Genomic DNA, 21,886 nt, shown 5'->3' on the forward strand with positions numbered 1-21,886 from the left:
CATGACTGCTAAAATCGTTGAAAATCAAAATGAACTCGAAGATGCTTTTTCCGTCCGAAAGACTGTTTTCGTAGAAGAGCAAAATGTCCTGCTTGAAGAGGAAATCGACCAATATGAGGATGAAGCTGTCCATTTTGTTATGTATGGAGATACCTCTAATCCTATTGCTGCAGGAAGATTCCGAGTAGTGGATGGCTATGGGAAAGTAGAAAGAATTTGTGTGCTACAGGATGCCCGAAAGACAGGGGCAGGAAAATCAATGATGGAGAAAATTGAAAAATACGCCTCTGAAAAAGGCCTGCACAAATTAAAACTTAATGCTCAAACCCACGCTATCCCCTTCTATTCTGGACTTGGCTATGAAGTCGTTTCAGAAGAATTTTTGGATGCTGGTATACCTCATAAAACCATGGTTAAACAAATACCTTCAGAAGCACTTGCCGAATAATCGGCAGGTGTTTCTTTTTTCTGGATAATTCATCAAACACTTTTCGAACCTAGCTGGTTTTGTTAAGATAGAACATGTGTGATTTTCGTGAAATAGAGGTTTTAAACAAATGAAAACAGCTATCTACCAGCAACAGCTAATATCACTCTCGCAATTAGCTCGAGAGCAATACCAAAAGATCTATTTAGCAGGAAAAAATGGTGAACTTAAATGTCCCTCCTGCCATGAAAAAGTAAAATTGTTTCTCGGAATTCAGCCAGAGCCACATTTTTTTCATATCCATTCGCCTAAAAAGAAATGTCTTACACCTGAACCAATTATAAATTTAGATGAAGAAGCCCCACCATTTATCGAGCGGAATGGTTTTAAAATCCCCCAAGGACGAACCGTTACCGTTGCCAAAGATGGTCTAGAACCTTTTCAGTCTGCCAAACCAATTGAATACTCTGTTCCTTTTACTCCCACTAACAAACCACTAGGGCTAGAGCTGCCTAATTACTTGCAACAGCTAGCAGACAATGGCGTCATACTCGATCAAAGCCAAATAAAAGCCGTTACGGAAACAGAGGGCTCGTTGCTAGTCTTGGCGGGAGCAGGCAGTGGTAAAACACGGGTGCTTACAGCAAGAACTGCCTATATGCTTGAGGTGAAACAAGTCGAACCTAGCTCTATGATGCTTGTCACCTTTACCTCCAAAGCTGCCGCAGAAATGAAAAACCGTCTCCAATCTTATCCAAATATGCATCGGGGAAAAATCAGCCAGCTTGTTACCGGTACTTTTCATAGTATCTTCTATCGCATATTAATGTTTCATGATGCTGCCAATTGGTCCTCTAATAAATTATTGAAGAAAGATTGGCAGCGGGATAAAATCCTTAAGGAAGCTGGAAAAGAGCTTCAATTGTCTGATAAGGAATTTGCTTATGATTTAGCACTTCAACAAATTGGTTTTTGGAAAAATTCCCTTCTCATGCCACATGAGGTTAAGCCCCTATCTGATTGGGAAGAGAATGCAGTCTTTTTATATAAAAAATATGAAGAATATAAACAGAGTGAAGGACTATTTGATTTTGATGATATGTTAATTGGCTGTTATCAGCTATTTACTTCGTCCCCAGCTCTTTTAGAACATTACCAAAACCGTTTTCAGTACTTTCTAATCGATGAATTTCAAGATATCAACAGGGTTCAATATGAGTTAATCAAACTGTTATCCAGCAAGCATCAGAATGTGTGTGCAGTTGGTGATGATGATCAGGCCATTTATTCCTTTAGGGGCAGTGACCCGAGCTATCTTTTGAATTTTGAAAAGGATTTTCCCAATGCAAAAATAGTAACCCTTGGACAGAATTATCGCTCTTCACAAGAAATTGTTGGTGCCGCCAATCAGATGATTGCAATTAATAAGAAAAGAAGAATCAAACACATGGAAGCACAATATTCTTCGGGTATCCTTCCTCATTTGTTTTTTCCCTTTGACGAAGAAGAAGAAGCCACTATGATTGTAACGGATATCCAGGAAAAAATTTCGAAAGGTGCAAAACCTGGAGACTTTGCTATTCTTTATCGGACAAATGTCAGCTCGCGGGCTGTTTTTGAAAGATTAGCCGCCTCCAATCTGCCTTTTAAAATAGATCAGGATGCCGAGGCTTTTTACGATCGCTTTATTATTAGAAGCGCCCTTGCCTTTTTAAGAGTAAGTTTAAATGAAGACGATCCGAATGCGTTGAACGACTTATTGCCATTATTATTCTTAAAACAATCCGTTTTGAAAGACTTAAAGGCGAACAGCATTTTAGAGGATTGCACCCTTCTAGAGGCACTTGCCCACTTAAAAACCGCACATGCCTTTCAAGAAAAAAAATTAAAAAAGGCAGTAACCGTCATCCGCGGGTTAAAACATTTAACTCCATCTATCGCAATTGAAAAGATCGAAAAGGAAATTGGTTTTCTTGATTTTCTTAAGAAACGTGGGAATGAGTCGAGTAAGCTAGAAAAAGGCTCTGATGATTTAAAGGACTTAAAAGTGGCGGCAAAAAGCTTTACGACGATTGAAGCGCTACTTGAACACGCTCAACATATGTCAGCTATGAATAGGGAAATTAAGAATATGAGCAGGCATTTCAATGATGCCATCACACTAAGCACGATTCACCGTGCGAAAGGATTGGAATATCAAACCGTTTATATCCTTGGTGCTGTTGATGGCAGTTTGCCTCATGATTTTGCCCTTGAATCCTACCGTGCTGGCGACATTGAGCCGATTGAAGAAGAAAGAAGATTATTCTACGTAGCCATGACAAGAGCAAAAGAGCACCTTTTGATTTCCATTCCAGATTATAGAAGAGGAAAAAAGGCCAATCGCTCCAGATTCTTAGCCCCCATAAATAAAAAGAGGAAGACCAATTTGTAAAAACAATTGGTCTTTCCTCTTTTTATTTTTTATTTATCATTTGTGAAATCGTATTAAAGTCAAGCTGTTTGCCATCATTAACAATCGATTTCACAATTTGATCTTCCAACTCTTTGCTGACCTTTTTATTAGCAATTTGCGAAACTCTTTGGATGACACTTCGAACTGTTTTCTCATCTTTAAAATTGGCATTTTGTAAAGAATTCGCTAAATCAAATATATCTTTCATATTAACGCCAGTTTTCTTTTCAATATTCTTAAAAAACCCATTATCCATGTTAAAATTTCACGCTCCTTCATAAACTACTTTCATTTTATGAAGAAGGAGAAAAAAGGTGATGAAATGGAATGAAATGCCTAAATTTCTAACGCAGTCTGTCCGTAGTTATACACTTATGTATGACAGAAAGGGCTGGCCTTATTAGGCCATCCCCTTCCATTTCATTGTTGATTAATAGAAGCTTGCGCCAACAATGATTAAAAGGATGAATAATACTACGATAAGCACGAAAGTGGAACCGTAGCCAAAACCTCCGCCGTAGCCGTAGCCGCCGTATCCAAAGCACATAGACTGTCACCTCGCTTTCGGTAATCTCATTAATAACATATGAAATTACTTTTCCATGTGTACTAGGCATGACAGTCTATTAGGAAAATTGGTAAAAAATGAGTATTTTATCCTTTTGGTTTAAAGATTAGCGCACCGATAAAACCAAAAATAATAGCGGCAGAAATACCTGAGCTCGTTATTTGAAACATCCCTGTTAGGACCCCAATAATCCCATGAGCCTGTGCGTCCTGGAGTGCCCCGTGAACAAGGGAATTTCCAAAGCTCGTAATCGGGATGGTCGCTCCGGCACCCGCAAAATCAACAAGCGGCTCATATAACCCCAATCCATCAAGGACTGCTCCAATAACCACCAGCAGGCTCATGGTATGACCAGGTGTAAGCTTCGCTACATCAAATAATAATTGTCCGATTACACAGATTATGCCCCCTACTACAAACGCCCAAAAAAACATCGCGACCATCGACTCACCCCTTTACTCCATTCATTTCAATTGAAACCGCATGGGCAATACATGGAATTGATTCTTTTTGCTGAAAACTGAGCGGGGATAATAACGCCCCAGTGGCTACCACCAATATTCGCCTGTAGGTACCCTTTTTCAATTCATTTAGTAAATGACCATATAGAACAGTTGCTGAACAACCTGCTCCGCTTCCACCTGATTGGACTGGCTGATCATTTTTATACATCAATAATCCACAATCCTGGAACTGTTTTTGCTCCAATTTCAATCCAGATTTATTAATTAATTCAAAAGCAGTATTATGACCAATTCTTCCTAGGTCACCCGTAACAATCAAATCATAATAAGAAGGATCTAATTCTAAATCGCGGAAATGAGCAATTATGGTATCAGCAGCAGCAGGTGCCATGGCACCGCCCATATTAAAAGGATCCGACAAGCCCATATCAATTACTTTTCCAATCGTTGCTGAAGTTGTTACTGGTAGGTCTTGACCAGGCTTATTTGTTTCAACAAGGGCCACACCTGCACCTGTTATAGTCCATTGTGCAGTTGGAGGTTTTTGCCCGCCGTATTCGGTAGGGTATCGAAACTGCTTTTCAACAGCGGAATTATGGCTTGACGCCCCGGTCAACACATAGTTAGCCCCACGATAATTGACGACAAAAGATGAGAGCGCTAAGCCCTCCATGGATGTAGAGCAGGCACCAAAAAGACCAAAGTAGGGAATCTGCATGGTCCTCGCTGCGAAGCTTGTCGGGGTAATTTGATTCATTAAATCACCGGCAAATAAAAACTGAACTTGCTCTTTAGAGATATTCCCTTTTTTCAATGCTACTTTAATCGCTTCTTCTAGCAATAATCGATGGGCTTTTTCATAAGATTCTTGTCCCATCCATAAATCATCATATAAAAGGTCAAAATCATTAGCTAAATTGCCATTAGCTTCGAATGGTCCGCCTGTTACCCCAGTTGCGGTAATCATTGGTCGATTGTCAAATACCCATGATTGGTGCCCTTTTAACAATTACAAAACCCCCCACATCACAAGTAGCGTCTTAATTAGTGCAACAACAAAAGCAGAGAATACGCCGAACAGAATAACAGAACCTGCCAGTTTAAACATATTTCCACCTACACCAAGTACAAATCCTTCAGTCCGATGTTCAATGGCTGCCGAGATGACAGAGTTACCGAAGCCGGTAACCGGTACTGCACTCCCTGCACCGGCAAATTGCCCGATATGGTCATAAACACCAAACCCTGTTAATAGCATGGAGAAAAAGACCATCGTAGCAACAGTCGGGTTGCCAACATTCTGCTCAGTGAAATTAAAATAATATATGTAAAAATAACTAACCGCTTGACCAATCATACAAATGAGCCCGCCCACCCAAAAGGCCTTAAGACAATTTTTAAGAACAGGACGCTTAAGTTCATGTTTTTGCTGAAGTGTTTGATAGTTTTGTTGTTGTGGAGTCATTTTTTTCGTCTTCTTACTAGGCATTCTAACACTTCCTTTCTTACTTTATATCCTCCGTCATTTTAACAATTTCCTCTAATCGTTTTTCTGCTTTAGAATGGGATAACTTTCCTTCTTTCATCTTTTCATTCAGCCTGACGGCTTCCAAAAAGATTTTATAGTCGCTCGAAACAGTAAAGTTTTCCTTTGGATGTTTTTCTTCCAGCATTTTGTTTACATCTGCTTCAATTTTTTTCATCTTAAATCGGTGCAGATGCTTTACCTTATAAACCACTAATGTATCTTTGTCTCCCTTTACGACCGCAACATCATAAAGTTCCGGTAAAGAACTTACATCCCTTTTAATATCCTCCACTTGGTCATTATGTTTATTCTTTACTGTACTTAGCGGAGTCGGATCAGTCGTTTTCATCAATGCCAATTGGCTATCCTTAACCTGCTGTTTTTGTGTACATGCGGTTAATAAAAACAAACACACACATATAATAAAACAATATCTTCCCTTCATTAGCTTCACTTTCCTTATCTCGTAAAGTGTTTGAATACCTCTTTATTTTTTTCGATATAGAACAAAATTATGACTGAATTCATACTAGTACCTACATAAAAAAAAACTGCCAGATTTTCCAGCAGTTTTTTACATTACTTTCAATTGTCACTTAGGATATTTAAAAAGCCTGCTAAAATCCTAGCAGGCCAAAAAATTAAAGAATATGATACCCAGAATCGACATGGATGTTTTCACCGGTAATTCCGCGTGAAAAATCGCTAAATAGGAACACAGCAGTGTCACCAACTTCTTCAGGAGTAGTCGTTCTGCGTAATGGTGCTTTTGCTTCGATCTCACTTAGAATAGAATTAAATTCTCCAATTGCTTTTGCAGAAAGCGTACGTATAGGACCGGCCGAAATGGAATTAACACGAATACCATCTTTACCTAGATCAGAAGCCAAGTAACGGACACTTGCATCTAATGATGCCTTGGCAACACCCATAACATTATAGTTTGGAACTGCCCGCTCACCACCTAAATAAGTTAAGGTAACGATACTGCCACCTTCCGTCATTAGTGGACGTGCTTCTTTAGCCACTGCCGTCAACGAATAGGAACTGATATTTTGTGCAAGCAGGAATCCATCTCTTGATGTGTTGACAAATTCACCTTTTAAATCCTCAGTTTTCGCAAATGCGATACAATGGGCTAAACCGTGAATGGTTCCAACTGCTTCTTTAATTTCTGCAAAACAGGTAGCAATTGCTTCATCACTTGTTACATCACAAGGAAGAACTAAAGTTCCTTCAGCTTCTAAGGAATTAGCTAAGTCACGGACACTGCTTTCAATTCTTTCTCCTGCATATGTAAAAATCAATCTTGCCCCTGCATTGTGAAGTGACCGAGCAATTCCCCAAGCAATACTGCGTTTATTTGCGACACCCATAACGACAAATGTTTTTCCAGAAAGATTCATATTAAAATAGTCCTCCTACTATAATTACATGATATTAGTACTTGGTACTAATTTTACACTAATTCTTCAAAAATGAAAAGGTGCGCTTACTATTCTTCTCCAAACTCTTTAACAGGTCTCACAAAATTCCAATTTCCGCTTCAATTCATCCACATACTCTTTTGAGCCGGTTACGATTAAACGATCGTTCATTAGTAATTCCGTATCCCCATGTGGAACGATAGAATCCTTCCCTCTTGATATACGGACAAAAATAACATCGCCTGTAAATGGAAATTCTCTTAAATGCATTCCACTAAAAAATGAATTCATCATAATGATTTCAAATAGACCGGTTTCTTGATTGGTTAAAATATTTATTAATGTTGGAGATTCTATTAATGCCCGCAGCAATGTCTTGGTCGAAAGGAAGGAAGAGAATACTTCAATGTTATGCTCACGCAGACTTTGTTCTATTTCCGAGCTTTCGATCCGCGCAATCACCCTTGGGACACCTTTTTCCTTAACTGCTATAGCCAGACTTGCATTTATGGTTTCATCCCCTGTTGAAATCACGGCAATTTCTGATTGAAAGACCCCTGCCTTGTCTATCGTTTCAATTGAATAGTCATCGATTTCTACAATGTCAAACAGTGAATCGGCAATCTGTTTATCTGATTTTTCCATTTTCGTATGGTATAGAATTGGAGCATACAGTCCGCCTTTTAATTCTTGTGACAATGATAAGGTGACCTGGTTTACACCTAAAAATGCAACACTAACCTTTTTACTTACCGCCGCCTCAAACGGAAATAGCTTTTTAAAAACCATCGGTGTAAAAATAGAGGTGATAACTGCAACCAATATTAAGGTCCCACTCATTTGTGGTGTTATGACTTTCATCCTTTCACCAATGGTGGATGCCGCAATCACAAGTGAGAGCGTTGAGGTAAGCAAAAAGCCCGATGAAACAACCGTTTTGGTATCATACCAAATTTTTAAAAGATAGGCAGGAATAAGCTTTGATAAGAGCAACCCAATTAATAATAGCGGTATGAGTAAAAGTAGCTTTTTTTCACTAAAAAGCGACCAAACATCAAGCTTAACACCCACCATCACAAAAAAGATTGGTATTAAAAAGCCATACCCAAAGGAATCCAGCTTATGCAGCAGTTCCTGGTTTGGAGATAATAATGACACTAGAACACCTGCTAAAAAAGCTCCTAAGATGTTCTCTGCCCCAAGGGTTTCTGATAAACCAACTAAAACAATAATCAGTGTAAAAACAGCCCTAGTGCCAATTTGAACGGTTCCAGTCGATAATGTGTCCATGAAGGTACGTGTTTTAAATTTTTTCCCAATAAAATAAAGTATAATACCAGCACCAAATAAAATTAACAGCAGCCAAGTATTCCCATGCCCTGCCTCAAAAACCGAAACAAAAACAGCTAATAAAATCATCGTGACAAGATCAGCAATGACCGCAACAAGTAAAATTATTTGGCCAATTACAGTCTTCATCAAATGGGCTTCCTTTAACGTAGGGACAACCACCCCGAGAGAAATGGTCGAGATAATCAGGGTCATTAAAAAGGCATTATCGATAAATCCTGCGATCACAAATAAATACGACAGACCTAAGGAAAAGATAAAAACTCCAATAAAAATGGATGATGCCGTTGCAAACGTATTAGGTTCCTTTTTCCCATTCGCAAGAATTTCCCGTTTTTTGCTTCCGCTAAATGCGGTAAAATCAATTTCAAGCCCGCTTAAAAACATTAAGAAAATAAATCCTAGTGTCGAAAGTGTGGAAAGCCAGGCATCTTCATCCACCATATTTAAGCCGCTTTTCCCGATGATTAGACCCATTATGATTTCAGCTACCACAACAGGCATAAAATTTAATTTAAAACGATGGAGAAGGATGGGGGTCAAGAATGCGGTCGTGACAACAACAAGCAGTGAAATAACAGAAACATGCTGATCCATTTTTTTAACCACCTTTCATACCTAAGTATCTTTCTGATAAAATATACAGTTTATACAAAAAATAAACACGTACTTATAGGGGGTGTTCACAAATGAAAATTGATATTATTGGTGATATTCATGGTTGTTTTAATGAACTCAAAGAACTAACTTCAAAGCTTGGTTACAGTTGGGAGACAGGACTGCCAGTTCATTCTGCTGGAAGAACTCTTGGCTTTGTGGGCGACTTAACCGACCGGGGGCCGGAATCACTTAAAGTAATTGATGTCGTTTGGCAATTGGTAGTTAAGCATCAAAACGCTCATTATACACCAGGCAATCATTGCAATAAGTTATACCGCTTTTTCCTAGGCAATAAAGTTCAAGTGACTCATGGACTCGAAACAACAGCGGCAGAGTATGAATCATTATATAAAGATGATCAGCAATCCATTCGTAAAAAATTTATCGAATTGTACGAAAAAGCTCCTCTTTACCTAGTTTTAGATAATAGAAAGCTTGTTATCGCCCATGCCGGAATCAAAAAGGAATATATCGGTCAAACACATGGTAAAGTAAAAGAGTTTGTCCTATATGGTGATATTACAGGACAAAAGAATCCAGACGGGACACCTGTTAGGAGAGATTGGGCAAAAAATTATAATGGTGATGCCTGTATTGTCTATGGTCATACGCCTGTTAAAGAACCGCGAGTGATTAATAATACGTATAACATTGATACTGGAGCTGTATTTGGCAACAGACTAACAGCCTTACGCTATCCAGAAATGGAGTTGGTTTCTGTTCCTTCTACTATGCCATATGTCGAGGAAAAGTTTAGATACTTTGACTGATTGGATTGACTATTTTTTTTCAAAAAAGGCTGGCCACTATTTAAGCTGACCAGCCTTTATAATACTATTCATGTCCTCTGGAAGTGAAGCTAAAAAGGTCATCTCCTCTTTCGTAAAAGGATGTAGAAATTGAATCTTTTTACAATGAAGAGCCTGCCGGCTAATAAACGAGGTATCTCCTCCATACAAATCATCACCGAGCAACGGATGTCCTACAAAAGACATATGAACTCTAATTTGATGGGTCCGTCCTGTTTCAAGCCTTAGCTCAAGATGGGTAAAAGCTGAATACCTTTGGATGACGTGATAGTGTGTACAGGCATACTGACCATCTATTCGCACTTCCCGCTCAATGATACTATCCTCTTTACGACCAATTGGTTCTATTATCGTACTATTATCTTTTTCCAGCAGCCCGCCTGCAAAAGCTTCATAAGTCCTTTTTACTTTCCCCTGCTGCTGCATTTGACTAAATAAATGATGAACATGACGGTGCTTGGCAATCAAAACAATTCCCGACGTATCACGATCCAGCCTTGTGACAATATGTGAAGTTGCTTGAATACCTGTATGGTTATAATAACCTACAAGAGCATTTGCAAGGCTTCCTTCAGGATGTTCTCGGGATGGTATCGTGTTCATCTTTGCCGGTTTGTTTACCACCAATATAAATTCATCTTCATACAAAATCGATAACGGAATGTCCTCACCCTTCACTCCTTCACTCGGGATTTCAGGAGGAAAAATCACCTTCAACCCATCCCCTGTATGAAGCTTATACCGAACATTTACTTCCTCATCATTAACAAGAATTGATCCGCCTTTAAATTTTATATCTGTTAGAGCCGTTCGCGATATTTCTTCTTTTTTTAAAAAGTCCTTAATGAGTAAACCTGAACTTAATTGATCAATTTCCCAGTTCAATTCAAATTGTGATGCCATTTCATTAGATCCTCCGGCTTAGTCCGAGATAAATGAGTCATGAACTCTTTTCCAAAAAGGAAAAGGTCTGAAACGGGCAAAGCGGATTTTTTCCTCCGGCACTCTGTATTGAATCGATTTTACATCCTTATGGAGGAATGTTAAGTGGTCGATGGTTATCTGAAAGTCAGAGCGCTTTACAGGTTTAAGCATACAGGTATGATGAGCAGGCAGTATCAGTGGTGAACCCACTGTACGAAACACTCTATTATTAATAGAAGCCATTTCCGCTACCTGAATGGCTGAAATGGAAGGATGAATAATCGCTCCGCCTAATGCTTTATTATAAGCGGTGCTTCCTGACGGAGTAGATACACACAAACCATCACCACGGAACCGTTCAAAATGCTCCCCGCGAATCTCAACATCCATGACAAGTGTTCCCTCAACACTTTTAACAGTCGATTCATTAAGCGCTAAATAACGTGACTCTTTTCCTGCATGGGTATATCGGATAATGACTTCGAGGAGGGGGTATTCCACCACTTGGTATGGAGTCTTGGCAATGGCAATGACAAGCTTCTCAATTTCATCTGGAATCCAATCTGCATAAAACCCAAGGTGTCCTGTATGAATTCCGACAAATGCTGTTTTACTCAGCCTGCTGCTATAGCGATGAAACGCATAAAGAAGGGTCCCATCTCCACCTATAGAAACAACAATATCAGGTTGGTCTTCATCATAGATAAGATCAAAATCAAGTAAATAGGTCCTCATTTTATGCATTAATATATTGGACTTTTGATCTCCTTTTGAAGTAATCGCAAATTTCATCTTATATCTCCTTACAAATAGGCTATGAGAAAAGCGTAAGCGCCTTGGTCAGCCCCGACAAGCACAAGACAAGCCGGCCGAAAGGTTGCCTTTTAACCTTTTGGATGGATTGGCTTGTGACCTCGAGGGGCTAGGCGCTGTAGCTGGACAATTCTAGAAGGCAGACTTCATTCTTTTTCTTCTTGTGTTGCTTCTTTTTTTCTTGTAAAAAATGCTTGAGCTTCTTGGATTTCACCACGTATTAAAGACATTTCTTCATCTAAATGAAAGGCCGCTTCAGCCGCTCTTTGTAATCTCATTCGGATATCTGAGGGAAAGGCACCTTTATATTTATAGTTAAGCGAATGTTCAATCGTCGCCCAAAAATTCATCGCTAGGGTTCTTATTTGGATTTCTGCAAGGATTTTCTTTTCCCCGTGTATAGTTTGTACGGGGTATCGAATCACAACATGGTAGGAACGATATCCGCTTGTTTTTTCATGGGAAATATAATCTCTTTCTTCAACAATTTCAAAATCGTTGCGGATTCTTAATAAATTTACCACGGTATGAATATCATCAACAAACTGACACATAATCCTAAGTCCGGCTATATCCTGCATTTCCTTTTCCAAATTCTCAACCGATATACCCTTTTGACTGGCTTTATCTAGGATACTCGCCATTGGTTTGACTCTTCCGGTTACAAACTCTATCGGCGAATGAGAAGCATCTAGTTCATATTGTCCCCTCATTCCTTTTAATTTAACTTTCAGTTCCGAAACTGCTTGCTTATATGGGGCTAAAAATTGATCCCAATTCTTCATGTTACCACCTCGAAGAAAACGAAATTGTTTAGATAAGCCAAATTCTGCCTGCATCTAAACAGATAAGAAAAATCCTTCCACTTTTGTTACCAATTCATTACCATAATTACTGTTTCCTTTTATGTTGCTTAATACATATTCTAATTCATCCAGAAAATTAGGCAGCTCTATTTGTTCATGCTCAGCTTTAAGAAAGACAGTAACTTCCTGTTCTATTGCTGTTTTTAAATAAGACCAAAGTTGTTCTGGTAACACAATATATGTATAGTCTTCTTGATTCTCCATTAAATATATAAATGAGTTATGATCTGAATCCACAAGAATTTGTTCTGCAGGAATTAACCCGTTAATTTTTTCTTCTGTTTCTAGGATTAATTTACCATCATTCAATATTGCTGTTTCGATTATTATTTTTTTGTTCATATCTAAACCTCCATCTTCACTTCTCTATTTTAGCATAGGTAGACGTTTTCTCCCAAGGATTGTACTGTTTAAAGTATATCAAACTGCAGAAACTAGACAGCATCCTAAATTTATCAGTATGATTAAATTATTGATCATATAAAAGGAGAAAAAGGATGTCACAAAATCTTGAAATAGAGTTTAAAAATATGCTTACCAAAGCAGAATATGAAAGAATTTTAAACGAGTTTCACATTGGACAAGATGATATTTTCACACAGGAAAATCTTTATTTTGATTCCCCTGATTTTGCTTTAAAAAAGGCTAAAAGTGCTTTAAGGATTCGAAAAAAAGGAACTGACTATGTAATGACCCTTAAAACACCTTTAGAAATTGGATTGCTTGAAACCAATCAAATTTTAACAACTGAGGAAGCTGATGCAGCAATTAATCATAACTGCCTTCCTGAGGGGGAAATTAAGCAAGTAATTGAAGCAAGTAATATCTCGTTTGCCAATATCATTTATTTCGGCTCGCTAACAACCAAACGAACGGAGTTGCCGTACGAGGATGGTCTCCTCGTCTTGGACCACAGCATTTATCTTCATCAAGAGGATTATGAATTAGAGTATGAAGTAGAAAACTATCAAGAAGGCAAAAGGAATTTTCAAAACCTGCTTAAGCGCTTTATGATACCAGAACGACAAACAGAAAATAAAGTCAGCCGCTTCTACAACCAAAAATACAAACAGAATAAAAAGATGTAATCTAAAAAATAAGCATCTCGAAGCAATTCATTTGAGATATGAAAAAGGCATTGTTAAAATATGAATACAGAAGAGATTAAAGGAGATGTCAACATGATTGAGAAAAAGCTTACACCTTTTGAACAAATTGGTGAAGATACGCTGTACCGTCTTGTCGACACATTTTATAGCCTTGTTGCACAATCTCCTGACCTTGCGCCTTTATTTCCGAATCAATTCTCAGAAATTGCCCGGAAACAAAAACAATTCTTAACTCAATACTTAGGAGGGCCTCCCCTCTATACAGAAGAACATGGTCATCCGATGATGCGTGCACGTCATTTACCATTCCCTGTTACTCCAACTCGTGCAAGGGCTTGGCTATCCTGTATGAGACAAGCAATGGATCTTATCGGATTAGACGGCCCAGTAAGAGAAGAATTTTACGCGCGGCTATATCTTACAGCACAACATATGATAAATACGCCAGACGATGGCGAGATATCAGGTGAAATTCGTGAATAATTCGTCCCCAGGTCCCAAGAAACAATTTAATGGGAATGATAAAAAACCGCTGGAAATTTATATGTTTATTGACCCATTATGTCCAGAATGTTGGGCAATATCGCCGATCTTAAAGAAACTGCATATAGAGTACGGTCGATATTTTTCAATTAAACATGTTTTAAGCGGGCGAATAACTAACTTGAATATAAGTAAAAAGAAAAAGAAGAGCTATGAGAATATTGCTCAAGTTTGGGAAAAAACGGCGAGCAGGTCGGGAATGTCATGTGATGGCAGCCTTTGGTTAGAGAATCCAGTTGATAATCCCTATCTAGTCTCTATTGCCATTAAAGCAGCTGAATTACAAGGGAGACGAGCAGGTTTACGTTTTTTTCGCAGAATTCAGGAATTGTTATTTTTAGAAAAGCAAAACACTTCAAATCTTGAAGTGTTAAAGGAATGTGCTGAGAGTACTGGTTTAGATGTTGAAGAATTCATGAAGGACATCCATTCAGATAGTGCGGCCAAAGCTTTTCAATGTGATTTAAAAATAACTTCTGAGATGGATGTAACGGAAATTCCAACCCTTGTATTTTTTAATGAAAATATTGAGGACGAAGGGATTAAAATTGCCGGTGCCTACCCTTATGAAGTGTATGTGCACATATTAGAAGAGATGCTCTCTGAAAGACCGGAGAAGTCATCTCCCCCTCCACTGGAATCTTTTTTAAAGTTTTTTAAGCTGGTTGCTTCTAAAGAGATTGCCGTTGTTTATAATATGTCGATTTCACAAATTGAACGGGAAATGAAAAAGTTGTTGCTAAAACAGGTGGTTGAACAAATTCCAGCTAAATACGGTACATTTTGGCGATATATTGATGAATAAACAAATGTTGATCCTATGATTAACATTTGTTTTTTTATATGCTGTTATTACCTGGGATGTTGATTTCCGCTCCAGGCGCTCAGCAAACCCGCGGGCGTGCCGGGGAGCCCCCTCGACTCTAAAGCGGAGGCCACTGAAAAAGTCTGTGAAATTTAATGCGAAACTAATTCCTGAAAATCCCATCCCCACTTCCAGTTTATAATTAGTGGTAAAATAGACTGAATTCCCCCACTTTGATATTGGAAAACGGTGAAATTTTGGGATTAGGTTTTTCGGAAATTTCATAATTAAACAGAAAAGCACTTTTTCAGTGCCCTCTCTAAAGCGTCTGCGGGGTCTCCCCGGCCCCGTACTCCCGCAGGAGTCGAGCGCCTTCCGCTCCAATCAACATAGTTTAAAAACAAAATGTTTATTCGAGCCTTTTTATAAAGAATATGTAAAAACGCAAAATGCCTTGCAGCTTTATACTGCAAGGCATTTTTCTATAATACGAACAAAGGGGATGGGAGAAATTTTTCACGGTCAAACAAAGGGGTATATGTTTGTTGTGATCAACTTCACGTATAAAATATACCATGCTCGCCAAGGGTGTGACAATAACTTTGTGCTTTATTTCACAATATTGTCAAAAAGTAATAAATTCACGAAATAGACAATAGAGTATTAATAAGTACTAGTAAAGGTGGAATTTATTAAATGAGGAAATTACCTTATATCATCATGTGCCTTTTTATCATAATTGCTTTTTTTCTAAATCTCCTAGCCCTTATTAAAATTTTCCCGATGCTGTTTAGTGCACCCATCTTGTTTCTATCTATCCTCATTTTTATCATGTTCCTAAATGATCGGAGACGTTTTAGAGGTTTTTAAAGGGATGGAGCCATCTTAATTGGCCCCATCCCCTTATTTTATGATAATAGTTTTTCTAATTCATTTAATTTCTCTTCGAATACTTTACATGCATCTTGAATTGGAGCAGCACTTGTCATATCTACTCCTGCCTTTTTAAGTACCTCAATTGGATAATCAGAACTTCCTGCACTTAGGAATTCTTTAATGTAACGCTGTACAGCAGGCTCGCCTTCCTCAAGAATTTGCTTGCTTAAAGCAGTCGCTGCACTAAATCCTGTTGCATATTGATAGACATAATAATTGTAATAGAAATGAGGGATCCTTGCCCACTCTAAACCAATTTCCTCATCAATGACAATATCCTCTTCACCGAAATATTTCTTATTTAGCTCATAATAAGCTTCGGTTAATGAATCAGCCGTTAAGGCCTCATTATTTTGTGCCTTTTGATGGATCAAATGTTCAAATTCAGCAAACATTGTCTGACGGAATACCGTTCCCCTAAAGCCCTCTAAATAATGATTCAATAGATAAATCCTTTTTTGCTCATCATCAATCGTTTGCAATAAATAATGATTGAGCAAAGCCTCGTTACAGGTTGAAGCCACTTCCGCCACAAATATGGAGTAATTCCCATAAGCATAAGGCTGATTTTTGCGTGTATAGTAACTATGAACAGAGTGCCCAAATTCATGAGCAAGTGTAAATAAATTATTTACATTGTCCTGCCAGTTCATCAATATATATGGATGTGTGCCATATGCACCGGATGAGTATGCCCCACTTCGTTTACCTTTATTCTCATGAACATCCACCCAGCGGTTTTCGAATCCTTCTTTTAGGATATTCGAATATTCTTCCCCTAATGGGGCAAGACCCTTAATAACTAAATCTTTGGCATCCTCATACTTGATTTCCATTTTTACATCTTTCACAAGCGGCGTATACAAATCATACATATGAAGCTCATCCAGTCCAAGAACCTTCTTACGGAGCTTTATATAGCGATGTAACAAGTGAAGATTTTCCGTCACCGTATTCACCAGGTTATCATAAACACTCTCGGGAATGTTATTCGATGATAATGCTGCATGTCTTGCGGAATCATATTTCCGAATTCTCGCATTAAAATTATCTTTTTTTACATTCCCGCTTAGAGTACTTGCAAATGTATTTCTAAAAGAGCCATATGTCTTATAAACTGCTTTAAAGGCATCACTTCTAACACGCTGATCAGCACTTTCCAAGAAGCGGCTGTAACGCCCATGTGTTACTTCTACCTCTTCTCCGTTTTCATCTTTTATGGTTGGGAACTCTATATCAGCATTGTTTAACATCCCAAAAGTATTACTAGAAGCATCCATTACTTCACTAGCTTCTGCTAACAACGCTTCCTGCTCAGCACTAAGTACATGTGGTCTTTGTAAATTGATTTCTTCTAATGCATGTTCATATAATTTTAGTTCTGGTTTTTCACTTAAAAAACTTGTAACTTTCTCTTCCTCGATAGAGAGAATTTCCGGTACAATAAATGCTAACTGACTGGCAGCTTGGGAATAAAGATTTTTCATTCTATCATCTAGACCTTGATAAAAAGAGTTGGTCGTGTCTTGGTCATAGCGCATATGTGAATATGTATAGAGCTTACCAATTCGTTCTAGCAGCTTATCTTGAAATTGAAGAGCTTGATAGAGCGTTTCAGCACTTTCGCCTAATTTTCCTTCGTAATCTTTAATCTCAGGAATTTGATTTTTAACCTCTTGATATTCTTTTTCCCACTCCTGATCACTAGCAAAGATATCTTCTAATTTCCAAGTGTCTTCTACAGAAATCTCACTTCTTGCTGGCAGCTGCTTTACTTTAGTTTCATTCGCCATTTTTTATCCTCCAGTCATTTTAATTGGAAAAACTTTCTACTAACTAATTCTCCTATTTATCGTTTATTTCCTTTAAAAAAACGAAATATCCTTCTCCTATATTATGCCCATAAGTGGATTATTAGTATAATAATGCTCCATCTAAAACTTAGATAGAACTTTACCATATTGGGATAAAAAAATCTGCTTTGCTTCTTCCTTTTCACGATTCGATTTGGGTATTTGAATAGTCGCATACAATTGATAGATAGAGCCTCCTTTCCGCAGAAGAAGGCCAAGTCTTTCAAGTTGCTGAAGGTATTCAATTAGGGGTGTAATGGGAAGTATATTTTCAATTTGTGGTAGGTTTCGAAGGATAATCTGTTTTTTATAAATTCTTTTTTCTAATGAAGCTTTGACTTCATCTAACGTGATAAAATCATAAAGTTTCTTGTTGGCTAAAACGTCAAGATATAGATAGGTTTGCCAGATAAACGGAGGGGTTTGGATTAGGACAGAATGAGCAACAGGTAGGCCAATTTCAGGAGGCAGAAGGCAGAGATTTAACCCTTTGTTATATACCTCCTGCAAGAGTGCCTTTTGACCATTTTGAGGATGAAGTGTCCAGTTCAAAAGAACTCTATCCAATTCCCTTTTCCAGTATGACAAAGAAAGTGAAAAAGTTTTTTTGGGTTCAAGTATGGAATCAATTCTAATACTTTCAAGCGGGTATGTTGTCAGGTGTGCAAAGCAATTTTTTATGGTGAGTGAAGTAATGGATTCTACTAATTGAAAGTGATGACTTTCGGGGCAATAGGTTGGAATATATAGGCATCCTGATGGTGAACTCCTTAAAAATGAATACTCGAAGTTCGACAATGTCATAAGATCTTTTCTTTTTGGGTGAGGGTGTTGTGATGACATAATCCATAGTGGGGTGTAACCATTGTCTAAATAAGTTCTGGTTCTTTTACTGAAGACCTTATCAGATATGGAGGAACACTGATATTCTAATGAATACTTCTGTCCTTTAAATTGGAACAGTATATCAGGTCGCTGCTGGATATTTCGGTCATAGTACTCTAAAACGGATGGGATTTTTTGTTTTATTAGCCACTGAAATAACTGCTTCTTCCCCTCTAGATGCTCGAACGTTTCATTCTCGTAAATATCACGGCATTGGCTGACCTTCTTATGGGCAAAATGAAAAATTCTTTGATCACCCAATTTTAATAATAAAGTTTCGCCACAAATAGGACAAACAAACTCCTCTTTACTGCGCAGCAACAGAAGTGTTTCCTTACTGTAATCATAGCCTAGACATATTTTTTTACCTGTTTTGGTTAGTGCGGTTAACAAAATAACTCTCCTCCTTTCATAGATATTATTCGACTTTTTTCCTAAATCTCCTTGTTCACAAAAAGAAAACTCGCCGTTAATTCGACGAGTTTCTTTGTCTTTTCCTTTTTAGAGTAACGGTGATAATAACCTGGCCGTAGATTCGAGAATTCTAAACCCAATATGCCTTTGTTGAAAGGTTTCTAAGTCAAGCTGTTTTGCATATTGTAAGTCATTGTTGTATTCTTCTACTAACTTTTCAGTACTGACCGTCTTATACAAAAACGCATTTACTTCAAAATTTAAATGAAAGCTCCTCATGTCCATGTTAGAAGTTCCAATTGAAGCAAGTTCATTATCAACAATTACTATTTTACTATGCATGAACCCTCGTTGATATTCAAATACCTTCACACCTGCCTCTAGCAGCTCAGGAAAATAAGACCTTGATGCATGAAAGACTATTCGTTTATCGGGGCGATTGGGAACAAGCAGCCTTACATCAATACCACTTAGTGCTGCTACTTTAATAGCCGAGAATATATCTTCATCCGGAATAAAATATGGGGATGCAATCCAAACCGATTTCTCAGCAGATGCAATCATGGAAAAGAAGATATTTTTGATAACGCTCCATTCATTATCAGGTCCTCCAGCAATAAGCTGTACTCCCCCATGGCGTTGATTGTCTATTTGAGGGGATAAATATTCGGCAGTTAAAAAACTATGATTGGTCATGTAATACCAGTCTTGCAAAAAGATGAGCTGTAGTGTTCGAACTGCTTCTCCTTTAAGCATTAAATGGGTATCTCGCCAAAAGCCGATATCTTTGTTTCTGCTTAGGTACTCATCACCAATGTTCAACCCGCCGACAAAACCAATCGTTCCATCAATCACAATAATTTTCCTGTGATTACGGAAGTTAAATTTATTATTTAAAAAAGGCAATCTTACAGGTCCAAAGGTAACAACTTCAATTCCCGCATTTCTTAAATCATTAATATAATGCTTAGAAAGCTGCCAAGATCCCACTGCATCATAAAGAAAACGAATCTTCACCCCTTCATTTGCCTTCTGGATTAATAAATTTTTTATTTCCTGACCAATCTTATCATGACGCACGATATAATATTCAAGGTGAATATGATGTCTTGCCCTTTTTAATTGGTCGGTAATATGTTGAAAGGTTTCATCTCCATTGGTCAGAATCTTTGTATAAGTATCAAAAGAAATAGGACTATTCCCTAATTTGTGAGCCAGTCTAAATAATTTTCCCTGGTGCTCTCCCATTAATTTGTTTTTCTCTTGGCTTCTAGGATCGTTTTCCCCTTCTACCGTAAGAAACGCTTGTTTATCAAGGAAATACTTCTTTCTAAACATCTTTTCTTTTCGATAATTCCGGCCAAATAATAAATAAAAAATAAAGCCAATCAGCGGAAAACTTCCTAATACGACTAACCATGTTATGGTTTGGGTAGGATGTCGATTCTCAAAGAAAATCACAAACCCAATAAAAATAACTGACAACGTTATTAAAACACTTAAAAATCCAAAAATACCGCTTTCCAGTTGGTCCTTAAAGAAAAACAATAGTCCGGATAAAACAACTAAAAATAAAACCACCCTTACTGTGTTTTTCAGTGTACTCACCTGCCAAAAATTTCAATTATACAAAAAGATAAAAAGACCGATTTCAAATATGAAATCGGTATGATTTTTAACTAAAATATTTACGTAATTCTGTGAAAACATTTTCCGCAATGATTTTTTTTCCATACTCTTGAATGCGATGAATTGTTAATTGGGTTTCATAGCCGTACTCAAGTAATATGCTTAGAATATCGTCAATTTCCTCTTCTTCATATAAATCTTCAGGAAATTCAGTGTATAAATAATATTTTCCATCAAAGTGATAAAGCTGAGTATCTAATTTATCTAATCCTTCTCGATTCGACAAGCTTATAATATCTTCAAAATCCTTAAAGGCAAGAAGGAATTCCAGAGTCCCTTCCTCAAGCATTAATTCATCTTCATCTGAATGGTGATGACTAAAATGCTGATCTAAGAGTTCATCGATTTTATCATCCATGGGAAGGTCCTTCATTTTGTCATTAGGGATAGGGAGCTCAAACTTTTGTCCGTCTTTTGAAAGTTGGGCCTTTGTTACAAGAACCTCTAAACCCTTATCAAGTGCTTGGACTTGGATCCATAATGGACCCTCAACGACAAAATCCTCTTCACCATGAACTTCGTCCATCATTTCCCAAAAGAGTTCTTCACTACGTTCCCTATTGTACCAGATTTCTTCACGATCGAAGCCTCTCTCCTCAATATCACCATAGGAAATGTAGAATTTCACAGTATACTCGTCAATTCGTTCAATCTCCATCATAACCTCTCCCTTCCGTTTCGATATTGAAGGGACTAAATACCCCCAGGCAGATAATACTATTATTCTTTACATTTTAAAAAAGGAAATACTCTTGTACTTTCATTTTATGACAAAAGTACAAATATGGGAAATAAAAAACCATAAAATCTAAAAAACCGTTAGTTCGCCTAATGTGATTGTTATAAGATATTCCCTTTATCATAACAAAATGAGTAATAGTATTCAAATTATTTGTCTATGTCAAAAAAGACCTCCATAAGAAGGTCTTTGAATTAATTAACCATTTTCTGTGCTTCACGCAATTGGAAGGTTCTAACTCGTCTTGGTAAAAACCGTCTAATCTCGTCCTCATTGTAACCAACCTGTAACCGTTTTTCATCGATAATAATGGGACGGCGCAATAGGCCAGGATTTTCTTTAATCAGCTTAAATAAATCTTGTAGTGGCATCGTATCTAAATTCACATCTAATTTTTGAAATGTTTTAGACCTTGTTGAGATGATTTCGTCTGTACCATCTTCAGTCATTCGTAAAATTTCTTTAATCTCTTCCATAGATAATGGCTCAGAGAAAATATTTCTTTCTGTGTATGGAATTTCATGCTCTTCTAACCATGATTTTGCTTTTCTACATGATGTACAACTTGGTGAAGTGTATAGTGTTACCATCCGTCTTCACACTCCTCTTTAATTTACATACT

General features: G+C 37.7%; 24 protein-coding genes. 7 read left to right on the plus strand and 17 right to left on the minus strand.

Annotated elements, in window-relative coordinates; genetic code table 11:
- Window position 1 precedes the first annotated feature (1 nt).
- Together JOC76_RS14970 and JOC76_RS14975 are read left to right on the plus strand one after the other, a co-directional pair.
- Window positions 2-448, plus strand: coding sequence for a GNAT family N-acetyltransferase (locus JOC76_RS14970; RefSeq protein WP_205178751.1), 447 nt, complete (start codon window positions 2-4; stop codon window positions 446-448).
- A gap of 109 nt (window positions 449-557) precedes the next feature.
- Window positions 558-2,861 (plus strand): ATP-dependent helicase, encoded by a 2,304-nt coding sequence (locus JOC76_RS14975; RefSeq protein WP_205178752.1) that lies wholly within the window; start codon window positions 558-560, stop codon window positions 2,859-2,861.
- Between the two features lie 22 nt (window positions 2,862-2,883).
- Here the strand turns inward: JOC76_RS14975 and spoVIF are convergent, their stop codons facing one another.
- The 8 genes from spoVIF to JOC76_RS15015 form a co-directional block, all read right to left on the minus strand.
- Complete coding sequence (gene spoVIF, locus JOC76_RS14980; protein WP_205178753.1) at window positions 2,884-3,138, minus strand: sporulation-specific transcription regulator SpoVIF; 255 nt, start codon at window positions 3,136-3,138, stop codon at window positions 2,884-2,886.
- 174 nt (window positions 3,139-3,312) lie between these two features.
- The gene (locus JOC76_RS14985; RefSeq protein WP_144567498.1) at window positions 3,313-3,429 is read right to left on the minus strand and encodes a YjcZ family sporulation protein; all 117 of its coding nucleotides are present in this window, start codon (window positions 3,427-3,429) and stop codon (window positions 3,313-3,315) included.
- Window positions 3,430-3,536: 107 nt separating this feature from the next.
- The gene (gene spoVAE, locus JOC76_RS14990) at window positions 3,537-3,893 is read right to left on the minus strand and encodes a stage V sporulation protein AE (protein WP_205178754.1); all 357 of its coding nucleotides are present in this window, start codon (window positions 3,891-3,893) and stop codon (window positions 3,537-3,539) included.
- A 4-nt stretch (window positions 3,894-3,897) separates the two neighbouring features.
- The gene (gene spoVAD, locus JOC76_RS14995; protein ID WP_205178756.1) at window positions 3,898-4,923 is read right to left on the minus strand and encodes a stage V sporulation protein AD; all 1,026 of its coding nucleotides are present in this window, start codon (window positions 4,921-4,923) and stop codon (window positions 3,898-3,900) included.
- The gene (gene spoVAC, locus JOC76_RS15000; protein ID WP_205178758.1) at window positions 4,924-5,403 is read right to left on the minus strand and encodes a stage V sporulation protein AC; all 480 of its coding nucleotides are present in this window, start codon (window positions 5,401-5,403) and stop codon (window positions 4,924-4,926) included.
- A 16-nt stretch (window positions 5,404-5,419) separates the two neighbouring features.
- Entirely contained in the window at window positions 5,420-5,857 is a 438-nt protein-coding gene (locus JOC76_RS15005; RefSeq protein ID WP_307784732.1) for a YhcN/YlaJ family sporulation lipoprotein, read from the minus strand.
- Window positions 5,858-6,083: 226 nt separating this feature from the next.
- The gene (gene fabI / locus JOC76_RS15010) at window positions 6,084-6,848 is read right to left on the minus strand and encodes an enoyl-ACP reductase FabI (RefSeq protein ID WP_205178762.1); all 765 of its coding nucleotides are present in this window, start codon (window positions 6,846-6,848) and stop codon (window positions 6,084-6,086) included.
- Between the two features lie 108 nt (window positions 6,849-6,956).
- Window positions 6,957-8,816: a monovalent cation:proton antiporter family protein gene (locus tag JOC76_RS15015; RefSeq protein ID WP_205178764.1), complete on the minus strand. Its 1,860-nt coding sequence runs from the start codon at window positions 8,814-8,816 to the stop codon at window positions 6,957-6,959.
- 92 nt (window positions 8,817-8,908) lie between these two features.
- On the opposite strand from JOC76_RS15015, the gene prpE reads away from it, so the two are divergent.
- The gene (prpE, locus tag JOC76_RS15020) at window positions 8,909-9,649 is read left to right on the plus strand and encodes a bis(5'-nucleosyl)-tetraphosphatase PrpE (RefSeq protein ID WP_205178765.1); all 741 of its coding nucleotides are present in this window, start codon (window positions 8,909-8,911) and stop codon (window positions 9,647-9,649) included.
- A 36-nt stretch (window positions 9,650-9,685) separates the two neighbouring features.
- On the opposite strand, the gene JOC76_RS15025 is transcribed toward prpE, so the two are convergent.
- From JOC76_RS15025 to JOC76_RS15040, 4 genes are all read right to left on the minus strand, one after another.
- The gene (locus tag JOC76_RS15025) at window positions 9,686-10,591 is read right to left on the minus strand and encodes an RluA family pseudouridine synthase (protein WP_205178766.1); all 906 of its coding nucleotides are present in this window, start codon (window positions 10,589-10,591) and stop codon (window positions 9,686-9,688) included.
- A gap of 18 nt (window positions 10,592-10,609) precedes the next feature.
- Window positions 10,610-11,404, minus strand: coding sequence for an NAD kinase (locus JOC76_RS15030; protein WP_205178767.1), 795 nt, complete (start codon window positions 11,402-11,404; stop codon window positions 10,610-10,612).
- Between the two features lie 167 nt (window positions 11,405-11,571).
- Window positions 11,572-12,210 (minus strand): GTP diphosphokinase, encoded by a 639-nt coding sequence (gene yjbM / locus JOC76_RS15035; protein ID WP_205178768.1) that lies wholly within the window; start codon window positions 12,208-12,210, stop codon window positions 11,572-11,574.
- Window positions 12,211-12,264: 54 nt separating this feature from the next.
- Window positions 12,265-12,633, minus strand: coding sequence for a UPF0738 family protein (locus tag JOC76_RS15040; protein WP_205178769.1), 369 nt, complete (start codon window positions 12,631-12,633; stop codon window positions 12,265-12,267).
- A gap of 155 nt (window positions 12,634-12,788) precedes the next feature.
- Here JOC76_RS15040 and JOC76_RS15045 point away from each other — a divergent pair, with 155 nt between their 5' ends.
- The 4 genes from JOC76_RS15045 to JOC76_RS31080 all read left to right on the plus strand — a co-directional run bounded on the left by JOC76_RS15045 (window position 12,789) and on the right by JOC76_RS31080 (window position 15,618).
- The gene (locus JOC76_RS15045) at window positions 12,789-13,379 is read left to right on the plus strand and encodes a CYTH domain-containing protein (RefSeq protein WP_205178770.1); all 591 of its coding nucleotides are present in this window, start codon (window positions 12,789-12,791) and stop codon (window positions 13,377-13,379) included.
- Window positions 13,380-13,472: 93 nt separating this feature from the next.
- Window positions 13,473-13,883: a globin domain-containing protein gene (locus JOC76_RS15050; protein WP_205178940.1), complete on the plus strand. Its 411-nt coding sequence runs from the start codon at window positions 13,473-13,475 to the stop codon at window positions 13,881-13,883.
- Window positions 13,852-14,748, plus strand: coding sequence for a ClpXP adapter SpxH family protein (locus JOC76_RS15055; protein WP_205178772.1), 897 nt, complete (start codon window positions 13,852-13,854; stop codon window positions 14,746-14,748). The genes JOC76_RS15050 and JOC76_RS15055 overlap by 32 nt, the downstream gene beginning before the upstream one ends.
- 720 nt (window positions 14,749-15,468) lie before the next feature.
- Window positions 15,469-15,618 (plus strand): hypothetical protein, encoded by a 150-nt coding sequence (locus JOC76_RS31080; protein ID WP_504739419.1) that lies wholly within the window; start codon window positions 15,469-15,471, stop codon window positions 15,616-15,618.
- 38 nt (window positions 15,619-15,656) lie between these two features.
- On the opposite strand, the gene pepF is transcribed toward JOC76_RS31080, so the two are convergent.
- The 5 genes from pepF to spxA form a co-directional block, all read right to left on the minus strand.
- Complete coding sequence (pepF, locus tag JOC76_RS15060; RefSeq protein WP_205178774.1) at window positions 15,657-17,477, minus strand: oligoendopeptidase F; 1,821 nt, start codon at window positions 17,475-17,477, stop codon at window positions 15,657-15,659.
- A 141-nt stretch (window positions 17,478-17,618) separates the two neighbouring features.
- Entirely contained in the window at window positions 17,619-18,815 is a 1,197-nt protein-coding gene (locus JOC76_RS15065; protein WP_205178776.1) for a competence protein CoiA, read from the minus strand.
- A 108-nt stretch (window positions 18,816-18,923) separates the two neighbouring features.
- Window positions 18,924-20,435 (minus strand): cardiolipin synthase, encoded by a 1,512-nt coding sequence (cls, locus tag JOC76_RS15070; protein WP_205178941.1) that lies wholly within the window; start codon window positions 20,433-20,435, stop codon window positions 18,924-18,926.
- 76 nt (window positions 20,436-20,511) lie between these two features.
- Window positions 20,512-21,183, minus strand: a complete 672-nt coding sequence (gene mecA, locus JOC76_RS15075; RefSeq protein ID WP_205178778.1) for an adaptor protein MecA — start codon at window positions 21,181-21,183, stop codon at window positions 20,512-20,514.
- A 275-nt stretch (window positions 21,184-21,458) separates the two neighbouring features.
- The gene (spxA, locus tag JOC76_RS15080; RefSeq protein ID WP_205178781.1) at window positions 21,459-21,854 is read right to left on the minus strand and encodes a transcriptional regulator SpxA; all 396 of its coding nucleotides are present in this window, start codon (window positions 21,852-21,854) and stop codon (window positions 21,459-21,461) included.
- Window positions 21,855-21,886: the final 32 nt, after the last annotated feature.

The sequence above is a fragment of the Neobacillus cucumis genome, assembly GCF_016908975.1.
Classification (GTDB): Bacteria; Bacillota; Bacilli; order Bacillales; family Cytobacillaceae; genus Neobacillus; species Neobacillus cucumis.

Bases quoted from the DNA above. Each gene is read 5' to 3' on its own strand.
- pepF (WP_205178774.1), bottom strand. From the start codon at position 17,477: ATGGCGAATGAAACTAAAGTAAAGCAGCTGCCAGCAAGAAGTGAGATT.
- JOC76_RS14970 (WP_205178751.1), top strand. From the start codon at position 2: ATGACTGCTAAAATCGTTGAAAATCAAAATGAACTCGAAGATGCTTTT.
- JOC76_RS31080 (WP_504739419.1), top strand. From the start codon at position 15,469: ATGTGCCTTTTTATCATAATTGCTTTTTTTCTAAATCTCCTAGCCCTT.
- spxA (WP_205178781.1), bottom strand. From the start codon at position 21,854: ATGGTAACACTATACACTTCACCAAGTTGTACATCATGTAGAAAAGCA.
- JOC76_RS14985 (WP_144567498.1), bottom strand. From the start codon at position 3,429: ATGTGCTTTGGATACGGCGGCTACGGCTACGGCGGAGGTTTTGGCTAC.
- JOC76_RS15030 (WP_205178767.1), bottom strand. From the start codon at position 11,404: ATGAAATTTGCGATTACTTCAAAAGGAGATCAAAAGTCCAATATATTA.
- yjbM (WP_205178768.1), bottom strand. From the start codon at position 12,210: ATGAAGAATTGGGATCAATTTTTAGCCCCATATAAGCAAGCAGTTTCG.
- JOC76_RS15050 (WP_205178940.1), top strand. From the start codon at position 13,473: ATGATTGAGAAAAAGCTTACACCTTTTGAACAAATTGGTGAAGATACG.
- JOC76_RS15045 (WP_205178770.1), top strand. From the start codon at position 12,789: ATGTCACAAAATCTTGAAATAGAGTTTAAAAATATGCTTACCAAAGCA.
- spoVIF (WP_205178753.1), bottom strand. From the start codon at position 3,138: ATGGATAATGGGTTTTTTAAGAATATTGAAAAGAAAACTGGCGTTAAT.
- fabI (WP_205178762.1), bottom strand. From the start codon at position 6,848: ATGAATCTTTCTGGAAAAACATTTGTCGTTATGGGTGTCGCAAATAAA.
- JOC76_RS15025 (WP_205178766.1), bottom strand. From the start codon at position 10,591: ATGGCATCACAATTTGAATTGAACTGGGAAATTGATCAATTAAGTTCA.
- spoVAC (WP_205178758.1), bottom strand. From the start codon at position 5,403: ATGCCTAGTAAGAAGACGAAAAAAATGACTCCACAACAACAAAACTAT.
- JOC76_RS15040 (WP_205178769.1), bottom strand. From the start codon at position 12,633: ATGAACAAAAAAATAATAATCGAAACAGCAATATTGAATGATGGTAAA.
- JOC76_RS14975 (WP_205178752.1), top strand. From the start codon at position 558: ATGAAAACAGCTATCTACCAGCAACAGCTAATATCACTCTCGCAATTA.
- prpE (WP_205178765.1), top strand. From the start codon at position 8,909: ATGAAAATTGATATTATTGGTGATATTCATGGTTGTTTTAATGAACTC.
- mecA (WP_205178778.1), bottom strand. From the start codon at position 21,183: ATGGAGATTGAACGAATTGACGAGTATACTGTGAAATTCTACATTTCC.
- JOC76_RS15055 (WP_205178772.1), top strand. From the start codon at position 13,852: ATGGCGAGATATCAGGTGAAATTCGTGAATAATTCGTCCCCAGGTCCC.
- JOC76_RS15015 (WP_205178764.1), bottom strand. From the start codon at position 8,816: ATGGATCAGCATGTTTCTGTTATTTCACTGCTTGTTGTTGTCACGACC.
- spoVAE (WP_205178754.1), bottom strand. From the start codon at position 3,893: ATGGTCGCGATGTTTTTTTGGGCGTTTGTAGTAGGGGGCATAATCTGT.